The sequence below is a fragment of the Dictyobacter kobayashii genome (assembly GCF_003967555.1).
GTDB lineage: Bacteria > Chloroflexota > Ktedonobacteria > Ktedonobacterales > Ktedonobacteraceae > Dictyobacter > Dictyobacter kobayashii.
The window spans coordinates 627,512-640,326 of record NZ_BIFS01000002.1 but is presented as its reverse complement, the minus strand read 5'-3'; the positions used below and the strand labels follow the sequence as shown (position 1 = coordinate 640,326).

The 12,815-nt window shown below is 51.3% G+C and carries 11 protein-coding genes and 1 pseudogene; 6 read left to right on the top strand and 6 right to left on the bottom strand.

Translation table 11 applies throughout. From position 1 onward, the window contains the following. Positions 1–298: 298 nt before the first annotated feature. The gene (locus tag EL645_RS29535; protein WP_371865836.1) at positions 299–1,261 is read right to left on the bottom strand and encodes a glycoside hydrolase family protein; all 963 of its coding nucleotides are present in this window, start codon (positions 1,259–1,261) and stop codon (positions 299–301) included. Positions 1,262–1,499: 238 nt separating this feature from the next. Here EL645_RS29535 and EL645_RS29530 point away from each other — a divergent pair, with 238 nt between their 5' ends. Together EL645_RS29530 and EL645_RS29525 are read left to right on the top strand one after the other, a co-directional pair. Next, complete coding sequence (locus tag EL645_RS29530) at positions 1,500–2,759, top strand: glycoside hydrolase family 1 protein (protein WP_161977796.1); 1,260 nt, start codon at positions 1,500–1,502, stop codon at positions 2,757–2,759. Between the two features lie 42 nt (positions 2,760–2,801). Continuing rightward, a complete protein-coding gene (locus tag EL645_RS29525) occupies positions 2,802–3,650 on the top strand; it encodes an AraC family transcriptional regulator (protein WP_126555401.1) in 849 nt (282 codons plus the stop codon). Positions 3,651–3,725: 75 nt separating this feature from the next. Here the strand turns inward: EL645_RS29525 and EL645_RS29520 are convergent, their stop codons facing one another. The 3 genes and pseudogenes from EL645_RS29520 to EL645_RS29510 all read right to left on the bottom strand — a co-directional run bounded on the left by EL645_RS29520 (position 3,726) and on the right by EL645_RS29510 (position 6,887). Continuing rightward, positions 3,726–4,550, bottom strand: a complete 825-nt coding sequence (locus EL645_RS29520) for a sugar phosphate isomerase/epimerase family protein (protein WP_126555398.1) — start codon at positions 4,548–4,550, stop codon at positions 3,726–3,728. Next, a pseudogene (locus tag EL645_RS29515) lies at positions 4,550–5,721 on the bottom strand (dihydrodipicolinate synthase family protein). Before EL645_RS29515 ends, EL645_RS29520 begins: the two are co-directional and overlap by 1 nt. Before the next feature lie 2 nt (positions 5,722–5,723). Beyond that, on the bottom strand, positions 5,724–6,887 hold the full coding sequence (locus EL645_RS29510; protein ID WP_126555396.1) for a Gfo/Idh/MocA family protein: 1,164 nt from the start codon (positions 6,885–6,887) through the stop codon (positions 5,724–5,726). A gap of 646 nt (positions 6,888–7,533) precedes the next feature. On the opposite strand from EL645_RS29510, the gene EL645_RS29505 reads away from it, so the two are divergent. From EL645_RS29505 to EL645_RS29495, 3 genes are all read left to right on the top strand, one after another. After that, positions 7,534–8,538 carry a COX15/CtaA family protein gene (locus tag EL645_RS29505; RefSeq protein WP_126555394.1) on the top strand — a complete coding sequence of 335 codons (1,005 nt, stop codon included), beginning with the start codon at positions 7,534–7,536 and terminating at the stop codon, positions 8,536–8,538. A gap of 404 nt (positions 8,539–8,942) precedes the next feature. Beyond that, positions 8,943–9,782, top strand: a complete 840-nt coding sequence (locus EL645_RS29500) for a phytanoyl-CoA dioxygenase family protein (RefSeq protein ID WP_126555392.1) — start codon at positions 8,943–8,945, stop codon at positions 9,780–9,782. Between the two features lie 86 nt (positions 9,783–9,868). Then, entirely contained in the window at positions 9,869–10,684 is an 816-nt protein-coding gene (locus EL645_RS29495) for a sugar phosphate isomerase/epimerase family protein (protein ID WP_126555389.1), read from the top strand. Between the two features lie 49 nt (positions 10,685–10,733). Here EL645_RS29495 and EL645_RS29490 read toward each other — a convergent pair whose 3' ends face one another. Next, positions 10,734–11,261 (bottom strand): MarR family winged helix-turn-helix transcriptional regulator, encoded by a 528-nt coding sequence (locus EL645_RS29490; protein WP_126555386.1) that lies wholly within the window; start codon positions 11,259–11,261, stop codon positions 10,734–10,736. Between the two features lie 195 nt (positions 11,262–11,456). Continuing rightward, positions 11,457–12,158, bottom strand: a complete 702-nt coding sequence (locus EL645_RS29485) for a Nif3-like dinuclear metal center hexameric protein (RefSeq protein ID WP_161977795.1) — start codon at positions 12,156–12,158, stop codon at positions 11,457–11,459. A 285-nt stretch (positions 12,159–12,443) separates the two neighbouring features. Between EL645_RS29485 and rbp the strand changes: the two genes are divergently transcribed. Beyond that, the gene (gene rbp, locus EL645_RS29480; RefSeq protein ID WP_126555380.1) at positions 12,444–12,767 is read left to right on the top strand and encodes an RNA-binding regulator; all 324 of its coding nucleotides are present in this window, start codon (positions 12,444–12,446) and stop codon (positions 12,765–12,767) included. Positions 12,768–12,815: the final 48 nt, after the last annotated feature.

Here is a 12,815-nt window from a genome sequence, read left to right as displayed (position 1 = left end):
GTATAAAGAGAAAGCAGTGAAGAGTCTATGGGTAGAATGCCAGATTTTATTTGCCATATACACATTCGTCATAAACACATAGCATATGGAACGGGAACACCATGTCACAGGCAAAGACACATTTAAAAGCATTTCTTACAAAGAATGCCAGTGTAACAATTAGTGTTCCACTCACAGGCAACACAAGTGAGGTACTACTTTCATCCAGGCCTGGATAGCAGGTCGTTCCGACCTGGATGAAAAAAAAATTATCAGAGAGAGAGAACATCAGACAGGGGATGATAACTAGTTTCTCATTTTATTGATGGGTCAATTGAAATGCAACGGTATCACGTGAGCAGGCTAGCAATTCATTGTCTAGCGTCAATTGTGCTACCTGGAGTGAGGTACGTCGAGCACGATAAGGTAGTTCGGTGGGGCTATCCTCCTGCGCGTGCCTGTCTCTGCTCTGATGTTCTTCTGGATGGGTAAAGTAGAAGATATATGCCTGCTCACCCTGAACAAGCACATCAGGATGACGTCCATAAGCGCCATCGTCGCGCCGTACGCCTGGTGTCGCCAGGAAATGTCCAGGCTGCCGTGTCCACATCTGAGCGTCAGGCGAGCGATAGACACCTAAGCCTCTCCATTCATCCGTAAGCATCCAATATACGTCATGCCAGTAAAACACATTTGGTCCTTCATGCGCAACATCAGAGATCACCGGTCCAACAACCGTCCAGTCAAAGAGATTCTTGCTGTCCGCAGCATAGGTATAACTTCCATGCAGCTCATCTTTATACCAGAGCCGCCATATACCCGAAGGCAGACGATACACACAGGCATCAATCACCTGCTGAGAAGAGAGAGGGAGCACAGCCACAAAATGCCAGTCCCAGAGATTCTCGCTCGTCATATGCACAATCCTACGAGAACCACGCCAGTCACTGGGGACCCCCTGGATATAGCTGACATACAAATGATATAGACCATCATGCCAGATAACCTCCGGTGCCCAAAAAGTATTGTGTCCTGGCTCAAATTCGAGTCCACGCAGGATACCGCGGTAGAGCCAGGACTGGCCACCATCAGTAGATGAAGCGATGCCAAGATCACTACCATGGCAATAAGCCACACCTGGAAGTTCCAGGTTTGCACGGCGTTGGGTATAGATGATCCACCACGCCTCCTCTTGACGATTCCAGATCAACGTCGGATCGGCGGCCCCATCATATATAGGATCACGAAATAAAGGCGCAGGCGCAGGATTGAGCATACGCATCATTGTCTCCATTCTTCTCGCCACACACCTCAACTTCTAGTTGAGAAGAGCAGGCTGTAGCACTAAATAACAATCACCAGGATATATCGCAGATATTTGTGAAAAGCCAGTGAACAAAAGTCAACTATTGACTATGTGCTTTATTCATCAGTATAATACCAGCATAAGTGAGAAGCAATCTATGCGCAAAAAACTTTCTAGCATTTGTGATAAGCACATATTTGGAAAGCGCAAACATATGAAGGATCTTTTCAGTCTACCAGAAAGCTCGTTTCCTGCGCATTTCATCTGGGGATCAGCCACGGCTGGACATCAGATTGAAGGCGATAATATCCACTCACAATGGTGGGCATGGGAACAGGCAGGACGCTTCGCCGAACGTTCAGGCAAAGCCTGTAACTCCTATGCCCTCTACAAAGAGGACATTTCGTTGCTGCAAGAGTTAGGGCATCAGGCATATCGCTTTTCCATTGAATGGAGCCGCATTGAGCCTGCTGAAAACCAGTTCGATACTGAAGCGCTCGCCCACTATGTAGATCTTGCACGACGTGTCAAAGAAGCAGGCATGAAGACGTTCGTTACCCTCCATCACTTTTCGCATCCACAGTGGTTTGAAGAGCAAGGTGCCTTTCATACTCTGGATAACCTGCCGTTTTTTGAGCGCTATGTACGTTACGTTGTCCCGGCGCTTGCACCATATACAGACTTCTGGATCATCATTAATGAGTTTAATCTAGGAAATGCGCCAGAGCGTCTGCTAGAGAAGGCAAATTTTATACGCTATCATGCACGTGGCTATCATCTTGTCAAGGAATATTCTACGGCACCGGTAAGTAGCGCCCATGCGTTCCCTTACTATATGCCCTCACGCCCCACCAGCGATTTTGATGTTACTCTTACCCGTTACCGCGATTGGATCGATCACGAATTTTTCTTTCATGCCATTCGCACGGGTGAAATAGTCATGCCCTTCCAGGACGTTGTTTTCGATGCTGATGTTAAAGGCACCTGCGACTATTGGGCTATCAATTATTACACGCGTCACATGATCGATGCCCGCAGAGCAAGTGGAGAAGGCACACGCTATCGACACACCCAGCTCAAATTGATTCCCATGGACTTTTACCTTGAAGAGTTCTTCCCCGAAGGGATTATTCTCAATCTGGAGCGGCTCATAGATAAGCCTGTTTACATCACCGAGAATGGAGTAGCGAGCAACGACGATGCATGGCGTTTGGTGTATCTGGCACTCCATATGACCGCACTCAAGGAAGCCATCGATCGCGGCGTAGATGTACGCGGCTATCTCTACTGGTCCTTCCTGGATAACTACGAATGGGGATCATTCCTCCCTCGCTTTGGTCTTGTTGATGTCGATTTTACAACATTTACACGCTCACCTCGTCCAAGTGCATATTTCTATAGAGACGTGATTGAACACAATGGTTTTACACCGGAGATGCTCCGCCACTACCTACCGTGGTTAGCAGAGCTTTGAACTTTGCATCACAAAAAGCACAAATACAAACAAGAAAAAGCTATGTATAAAAATCTACCAGATCTACGTGAAAAGCATGTCATCGGTCCACGGACACGGGAACGTCGTGTCTCCTACCTGGATTGTGCAGCCTTGCGTCACCATGGCATTGAACTGGCCGGCACCTCTGAGGTCAGCGGAGATTTTGCCTTTGTCAGGCACAACCCGCCTTTCAGGCAGGTCGTTGTCTGCACTGCGGGCCACGGCCAGGTATGGATTGATGACCAATGGATGCAATGTTCTGCTGGAACGGCTTTCATTACACCGGCCCGAAAATTTCATGCCTATCATGCCATCGATAACCAGTTGTGGAGCATTGGCTGGGTCATCTACCCCGAGCCTGCAGACTCTCATGCCTCTGATACTCTGGAAAGACATACAGAGCTCATCCAGGTTGATCCACAACCTCTTATCGTGGCAATCCAGGGACTCTGTCGCGAGTTCAGCGGCTATGCCGATCCACAGGCCCTGGCTCTCTGGTCCCATTTGACACATTGCTATGCGCAACGCATCATCAATCCGATCGCCATCGATAGACGGCTCGAACGGCTTTGGGAAGAGGTTGCTTCACATCTGGCCTATGCCTGGAATATCGATGAATTAGCGCAGCGCGCCGATATGAGTCGCGAACACCTACGCCGTCTCTGTCAAAGCCAGCTCAAGTGTAGTCCTCTCCGCCATGTGACGCGCATGCGCATGCGTGAAGCGGCCGCGATGCTGATTTCACCGGCGATATCGATCAATGAGATCGCACATCACGTTGGTTACGAAAATCAATTTGCCTTCAGCGTTGCCTTTAAGCGTGAAATTGGTATCACACCAACAGAGTACCGAGCAAATGCACGGCGATAAGGTTTGTAGTTCCTTCTCTGCCTCCTCGCACAAAACGTTTTGTGCGAGGAGGCTACGCTTGTGCTGTTTTTATTTTTAAACATGCTCCAGGTAGCGCCGTTTGAGGAGTTCAAGCACGTCATCGCCCGGCATGTCCCAGATGGCCTGGTTAAATATCTCGACCTCGATGGGACCACTGTAGCCGGTGGCGTCTACTGCCTGACGCAGTTTGCGTAGCTCTATGACGCCATCACCCATCATGCCACGTCCGAGCAAGACGTCTGGTAGCGGCACCAGCCAGTCACTGATATGGAAGCCCAGGATATGGTTGCGGGCGCGGGCGATCTGTTCATAGACTGCTACGTCCCACCAGACATGGAAGGTGTCAATGACGACGCCCAGATGCGAGTCATTGAATTTCTCGACGAGCTGATTGGCCTCTGCCAGGCTGGTGATGACCGAGCGGTCAGCCGCATACATGGGATGTAGCGGCTCAATGCCCAGGGAGATATCATATTGATGGGCTACTGGTAAAAGTTGTGTCAGGGCCTCTTCGACCATAGCGCGCGCTGCATGAATATCGCGGTCGGGTGCCGGCCCACATACCAGGACCAGCACCTTCGTCTGTAGCTCGGCGGCCTCCTCAATGGCCCGGAAGTTATCCTGGATACGTGTCTGGCGCTCGCTCGCAGTGGCAGCGGGAAACCAGCCACCACGACATAAGCTGGAGACCTGGATGCCAGTATCATGTACCATGCGGGCAGTCTTTGCCAGGCCGGTGCGCGCAACCTTGTCGCGCCAGAGACCGATGGATGGAATGCCAGCCCGCATGCATCCCTCGATAGCAGCTCGGGCATCCCATTGATCAATGGTGGCCTGATTGAGGCTTAAGCGTGCCAGGTTGATCGACTTCTGTTGCATCAGAATATATCTCCTTCCTGCTCAATGCCCGCCTGGAGCAAGATGTCGCCCATCCGTGTGCTGGCCAGCTCTGGATCAACCAGCAGTTGTGCTTGATCCACCAGCACAAACAGTTGGGCCAGGTGAGTGAGCGAACGGGCTCGCTCCATGCCAGCCACCATTCTGAAGTGTTCCTGGTGTCCATTCAGGTAAGCCAGGAAGACGATCCCAGTCTTATAGTTATAGGTTGGAGCTTGAAAGATATGGCGCGAGAGCGGAACGGTAGGCGCGAGGATGGCGTTGTATTGCGCGATGTTGCCTGCATCGAGTTGTTGCAGGGCGGCTGACGCGGCGGGCGCGATGGCATCAAAGATACCCAGCAGCGCGTGGCTATGCCCCGGGAATCACCCAGCATCAGGTCGGCATAATTGAAGTCATCACCAGTATACATTTTGACGCCCTCGGGCAGCAAGCGGCGCATAGCTACCTCGCGCTCAGCATCCAGGAGCGAAATTTTGATGCCATCGATCTTTTTCGCATGGCGTTCGAGAATAGCCAGGCAGCTTTCCATGGCCGCATCTATATTGTGCGTTCCCCAGTAGCCGGCCAGGGCAGGATCGAACATAGCACCCAGCCAGTGGATGATTACCGGCTGCGCGACCTGAGAGAGGATATGGTCATAGACATCCATATAATCTTCTGGCGTACGCGCACAGGCGGCCAGGGCGCGACTGGCCATCAGGATAATCTGTCCGCCGGCAGCTTCAACAAAGCTACACTGCTCTTCATACGCCTGCTTGACCTGCTCCAATGTTACGGTGGCTGAAGGAGCGAGCTGATCAGTACCGGCCCCGCAGGCAACACGTGCACCAGCATGGGCGCGCGCCTCGCTGATTGAGCGCTGGATCAATTGTTGGGCCTGTGGCCAGCTCAGCCCCATGCCGCGCTGCGAGGTATCCATCGCCTCGGCCACAGCCAGTCCCAATGACCATAAATGATGACGATACGCCAGCGTAGCCTCCCAATCAATTTGATCTAGCGCGGTTGCCTGTGTATCCAGCACCACATGGGCGGCGGCATAGGCTATCCGACTCCGGGGTGTGGGTGCGGTGAGTGGATATGGGCTGGGCGCTCCGGCACTATATGGCTGGAGCGAGCCATCCTCCTGCGGCAATCGTAGTTTACTGGCCATCGCTAGTCCTCCTTTGAACCTGTGAGGAGCGGCACATCCAGCCAGCGGCGCTCGGCCCAGGATTGTAATCCCAGTTCGGCTAATTGTACGCCTTTGGCCCCTTCATACAGGTTCCAGCGAAACGGCGTGTCGAGTACTACATGTTTCAAGAAGAGCTCCCACTGAGCCTTAAAGCCATTGTCAAAGGCGCCATTATCGGGTACATCCATCCAGTTTTCCTGAAAACGAATTGGATTAGGCACATCAGGATTCCAGACGGCGCGCGGCGTGTTGACCCTGCTCTGCACTTTGCACTCACGCAGTCCCGCACTGGCACTGCCATGGGTGCCATCTACCTGTAGTGTTAGCAGCTCATCGCGATAGACACGTACCGCCCACGAGGAATTGAAGTGGGCAATGATGCCATTTTCCAGCTGGAAAGTAGCGTAGGCCGCATCATCGGCGGTACACGTATATTTCTGGCCCTGCTCATCTACGCGCTCAGGAATGTGTATAGCGCCCAGACACGAAACGGAGGTGACGCGACCAAATAAATTGTCCAGCACGTATTGCCAGTGGCAGAGCATATCCACGATGATGCCGCCACCATCTTCTTTTTTATAGTTCCAGGATGGTCTCTGGGCCGTCTGCCAATCGCCCTCGAAGACCCAGTAACCGAACTCACCACGCACCGAGAGAATACGGCCAAAGAAGCCGCTATCGATGACGCGCTTGAGCTTCAGTAAGCCGGGTAGAAAGAGCTTATCCTGTACCACGCCATGTTTGACACCCGCGTGATCGGCCAGCTCGGCCAGTTCCAGGGCCGTCGAGACATCTGTCGCGATGGGTTTCTCGCAATAAATATGCTTACCGGCGCGAATAGCTGCCCGGAGCGCATCGGCGCGACGTGTCGTGGTCTGGGCATCAAAATAGATCTCATCCTCAGGATTGGCCAGGCACTCAGCCAGATTGGTGCTCCAGCGCTCGATGTCATGGGTTTCAGCCAGGGCACGGAGCTTATGCTCATCGCGTCCCACCAGGATCGGATCTGGCAGCAGTGTATCGCCTCCTGGAAGTGGGATTCCTCCCTGTGAGCGTATGGCTACAATCGAACGCATCAGATGTTGATTGGTTCCCATGCGCCCGGTCACACCATTCATAATGATGCCAATTTTTCTGATCGCCATATCTTACGGTCCTTTCTATCTATATATAGTTCTAAGTTTCTCCATCCTGAAAAGAAAACGTTTACTATCAAGTGTAAAAGGTGTAGCCAGGTTTGTCAACCGGGAAGTAGAGGAAATTTTGTGACAGCCAGGAAGGCAGGTTTTCGGGTATACTATACAGTGGGTTCCATGCGGATAGCGTCAAATTGTGACATCCCGCGGCCATTTTATACGCAGACATGGCACGGATGCTAAATATTCCCTATAATATAAAAAAGCTACGATTAAGAAAGAGCATGACAGCAACGTTTTTGTAGGACGTAGATAATTGGTGTCTGGTGTGGCAGCGTGGCCTTTGATCCTCGAGAGGCATAGCCTCGTGATTGGGCTTTTCACTTCTCAGGCAGGAGGAGTAGGAGGACGGCCAGTCCTCCTGCCCATCGCCGCCGTATGATGCTTTACAAATAAAGTTGGTATCAAGCGGGGAGGTGCAGGCGCCCCGCGATCAAGCGGGTGGGACGGCGAGCCCCTCCTGCCGGGGTGTGGGGTGACCCCACTCAAAATTCCTTCCTACCCATCGCCGCCGTAGGCGGCAAAGAGAAGAACAGACAATTAAAGAGGAGTATGATATGCTGTTTCTTAATTTATCTCATGGAGGATCATACAATTGTTGAATCGTCGTTTGATGAGCATCTTTGCTATTATAACCTCGTTTGGGGCTTACATAATGTTGCTCTTAGGTGCGGCAGTCACAAGAACCGACTCGGGTCAGGGTTGTGGTAATTCATGGCCATTCTGTCATGGACAACTGATTCCTGAGTCATTGCCGATTGCCACCGTTTATGAATATAGCCATCGTATCATGTCGGGTGCGGATAGCTTCTTAATTTTTGCCCTGGCTCTCTGGGCCTGGCTGGCCTATCGTCGCGACTTTCGGATCAAATTATTTGGCGTGATGAGCCTCTTCTTTGTGGTCTTGCAGGCGATCCTGGGCGCGCTCACTGTGGTCTATGAAGGTACCTACGCCAAAGAGGGCCTGCTCTCCCTGCATTTTGGCTTCTCATTGATCTCTTTCGCCAGCGTTATTTTGTTGACTATGCGCATCATGCAATTGCAGAGGTTAGATCCAACGCAGCCTGAGCGTACCGCGCAGCAGGTTGCCCCGGTCTCTAAATGGATACAGATTGTGGTCTGGTGCCTGGCCGCTTATACGTATGTAGTTGTTTACACGGGAGCACTGGTGGGGCACGCATCGGCCACCCTGGCCTGTGGACAACAGTTTCCAACCTGCGGGTCGACTTATGTGCCCAGTTTTATGACCTCGCCTGGCATCCAGGTCCTGCACCGTTATTCCGCCGCCAGCATCTGGTTCTTATTGCTAGCCCTGATGGTAGTCATGATTCGCCTTGCACGTGATCGCCGCGACCTGATCTGGGGAAGCCTGTGGGCCTTTGTGCTGGTCTCATTGCAGGCTTTAAGTGGTATGGCCACCGTTTTAAGTGGCGCGCAACTGCTAGTCGCCTTGCTGCATACCACCATCATTTCCGTCCTCTTCTCCGTTATCTGCTATCTCTGTGTGCAGGTCGAATGGCCCTGGCGCAGGCAGCCAGTGGAGCGGAGCAGCGTTGTTAGTCTGAACAACGCCGAAAAATATCAGCACGAAACCGTCTAGGTTTTTCCTATAGCTCTCAAAAGAAATTTAAGAAGAGTGTGCCCACTGATCATTGTGGGCACACTCTTCTTGCTATAACTGCTCTACGCAGGCAAATGGGAGAATCTGAGACACATTCAAGCAATTCTAGCTATCCCTTTTTATCACATTTCACGCTATCCTATACCTATCGCCATGAAAATCAGGATTTAAAAATATAATATGCCTTGAGCCTGTTGTGGATCTTGACGGTTCGCACCTGCGGTGCTCAAAAAAAATTTTTGTTGTTGTAAGAATTGCGCATATGCGCAATTCTTACAACAACCCATAAAAAGGTTGGGGATTTCAGCGCTCAAGGCTGGCCAGTGATGGCCATGGTGATAAAAGCAGGTTTATTGCATACATAGCATGAAAGGAACACAGAGATGATCGCCAAAGAAGTCAAACAGTTCTTTGATGAAAATGGATATGTGGTAGTAAAGCAGTTGTTTAGCCCTGAAGAGGTCGCGGCCTATCGGGATCACTTTATGGATTTGCGCCTGCGTGGCAGTTATCCCGGCGACCTGGTCGGGAGCGATCCAACTACCAATGATCCTCTGAAACGCTATCCCCGCATGATACAGATGCATCATTGGGATGCGACCAGCTTGCAATACCTGATTGATCAGCGCCTCAACAACGTCCTCACTGGATTGCTTGGTCAGGAGCCATATGCGGTGCAGACCATGCTCTACTTCAAGCCTCCTATGGCGCGTGGCCAGGCATTGCACCAGGACAATTTTTTCCTGCGTGCCCGCCCTGGAACCTGTATGGCGGCCTGGATGGCGCTCGATCCCTGTGATGAAGAGAATGGCTGCATGCAAGTTGTCCCGGGTAGCCAGAAGTGGCCGATCCTCTGTACCACCAAAGCCGATACTAAAGAGAGCTTTTCCGATATCCAGGTTCCTATTCCTGAGCAGCAAGCTGTGCGCTCCGTGATTATGGAGCCGGGTGATGTCTTATTCTTCGGTGGCTCGCTGGTCCATGGTAGTTATCCCAATACCTCTCATGACCGTTTCCGCCGTGCTTTGATCGGACACTATATCTCCGGTGAAGCTGATACGGTGACGCAATATATGAAGCCAATCTATCGCATGGATGGTAGCACGCTCGACCTCAACTATAGCATCGAGGGTGGACCCTGTGGCGTCTGGGTAGATTCAGAGAACGGTACACCTGAGATCGCCATGACCGGTGTTCTCTCATCCTTTGGCGGCACCGAGTAATTGTATAATTAACTTCGATTTTATAATCGAATGCAAGCGTTTATCGTACATGTATGGTTGTTTGTTTTTTGAAGGAGTGATTGTAGATGCAGTTGCAGCTTGTTCGCCACTTATGGGGCATGGTTGGCACCCATGAAGAGCTTTTTCCACGTATTAAAGAGCAGGGCTATGCCGCTATAGAAACGGCGTTGCCCGCCCCTGAGGAGGCTTCGCGTTTTCAGGATCTTTTGCAGGAGCATGGACTGGGCTATATCCCGGCGATTTTTACCAATGGCAATAGTGTGGAAGAGCACCTGGCTACATTCCGCCAGCAGGTAGAGCAGGCAGCCCGGCTGCGGCCTGGTAAGGTCAATTGCCATAGTGGCAGGGATCTCTGGAGTATCGAGCAGAGCACGCATTTTTATCGCGAGGCTTTAAAGATCGAGGCGGATGCCGGGATCGCGGTGGCCCACGAGACCCATCGTGGACGCGTCTTTTTCTATCCCGGCATCACTGCCCAGTTGTTGGAGCGCTTTGAAGACTTGAAGCTCTGTTGTGATCTGAGCCACTGGGTCTGTGTTGGCGAGCGTCTAATCGATGATCAATTGGATGTTGTGCGCCTCTGTGCCACGCGCTGCATTCACCTGCATGCGCGCGTTGGTTATGAAGAAGGACCACAGGTACCAGATCCACGCGCGCCTGAATATCTGCCGTACGTCGAAGCCCACGAGCGCTGGTGGAGTATCATCTGGGATGAGCAGGAGCGGCGAGGGATGCAGATATCGACGCTGACACCAGAATTTGGCCCTCCGGGCTATCTGCATGCATTACCATATACACAGATGCCGGTGGCTGATCTAGAGGCCATCTGCAACTGGCAGGCCCAGCGCGAGGCAGAGCTCTTTGCGCGCCGGAAGCGCTAAGCGGCACTGGTTTTGCTGCTGTTAAGTTAATACAAAGCGAGGACAATAACTAAGTGGTCATGTTTGAAGGCACTGGTTGTTGCTCCTCGTTTTGTTCATCGAGGTGATGGCGCATCTTCCAGGTCTCAGCCTGCATTACGCGTGTACTGCGTTCCACAAAATCAAGGATAAGGGCCATATCTTGATCGCTGTAGGTCGCGTTGAACTCCGCCGCCATAGCCTGTTGGAATGATGTAAAGATCGGGGTCAGCTTAGAAAAAATTTGCTCTGGATGGGCGCGGAGACTGATTTTGCGCCGATCAGCGCCATCGCGTTCTCGTTGAGCGTAGCCAGCCTTTTCGAGTCGATCAATGATGCCCGTTACAGCCCCGGTAGTCAGTCCGGTCAATTTAGCCAGCTTACCAGGCGTCATATCATGTGATTCTCGGATTAGATCCAGGCATTTTAGATCGGTAATATTGAGGCCCAGTGTATCCGCGATAGCCTGGTGTAAAAGGACCGAGCTCTCGCTATACTTGCGCCCGGCACGCTCCAGCGCTACCAGCAATTCATCATGACCTGACCGATCTCTTGACATTCATTTTACTCTTTCACTTAATGTGTAAGTATATTGGCCGCTGAGATATTTACCCGTGTAGATACAAAGCGCCTGAGTCTTTCTTTTATAGAGAATATAGATAAATTATAGCATGTATTTTCTCTCTTTTGTTGTATTTAATTAAATCATGGTTGGTCTTGAGCAAGCTTACAACCGGATGTGGGTTTGTTGGAGTTACGGATAATAGACCTCCAACTGTGGCCAGTGTGCGGTGAGGAGATTGCCGAGGGCATGCAGACCCCATTGCTCGCCGGTGGAATGGCCGATGATTGCCACAGTCATTTTTGTCTCCTCAATTGCTAGTCGGGCGGGCTGGCGTAGTTGTCCGGTGATATATAATTGAACCCCCTCGGCGGCTGCGGCCCGGATAGAGGTATCGTTCATGGCACCCACCACCGCGATGCGCTGAATAATATCTGTATATTTTTTTGTGATAGGGGCTGGATGCCCAAAGATTGTTGCCAGCTCGGCAAGCAGAGTTTTAAGTGGCGTAGGCGTGATATCTCCCAGCATGCCATAAGCAATTCCCTCGCGAAATGTGCACGGAAGCAGATTGTGCATGTGGAGCGCGGCTGCCAGGGGTGGATTAAAGCCAAAGGTCAGACTAAGATCAAAGGCCAGGTGATAGGCGAGCACGCCCACGTCTGGTGGGAGCGTATGTAGATTGATATGCCAGGGACGATGGAGAAAAAGGGCATCCAACTCTTGCTCTCCCACCCACTGTCCAATGGCTGGCCATGGTTCAATGGCCAATCCGATGCGGCCCACTGTGCGTTTGCCTGCATGATAGATACCATGTTCATCATCAGGAAAACGTGCTGTATCCAGGTAGCTATCCAGGTAGAGAGCCATTGCCTCAAGTGATGGATCGCGCATCGCCATTTCATCCTTTGTGTTCATCGTAACTTTTTCTGTTTCTCTATCATAAAACTACTCTATGGAAGCTAGCAAGTGCCGTTTAAATACACGAGTTAACGTATCTCAGCAGTAGTTATCAGAATTTTGAATTGAATGAAAAATCAACGAAAATCTGGGAATAGATGGAATCTGGTACGTGTTATATGTAGTGTATGACATCAAAAAGAATTGTAGCGCTTCTGTGAGAAATGGTTTCTTCGAGCGTCAATCTATGAAGGGATGTCAGCACAGGAGCATACAAACATGAGACTTTACGTTGGTGGACTTCCATATCAGACCGATGAGCAAGAGCTGCGCGAAGTATTTGGACAGATTGGTGCTGTTACCTTCGCAACTGTGATCACAGATCGTGAGACCGGACGTAGCAAAGGTTTTGGCTTTGTCGAATTCGAAGATGACGAGCAGGCTCGTGCTGCTATCGATCAGCTGAATGGTTCTACATTGGGCAACCGCACCATTACCGTCAATGAGGCACGTGAGCGTCCTGCTGGTGGTGGTGGTAGCCGTGGTGGTTACCAGGACCGTGGTTCAAACCAGGGCGGATATCGTGGTGGTCGCCGTTACTAATCGCGACATATCACAAACAAAAAAAAGAGGGAGTCAGTCAAACGACTG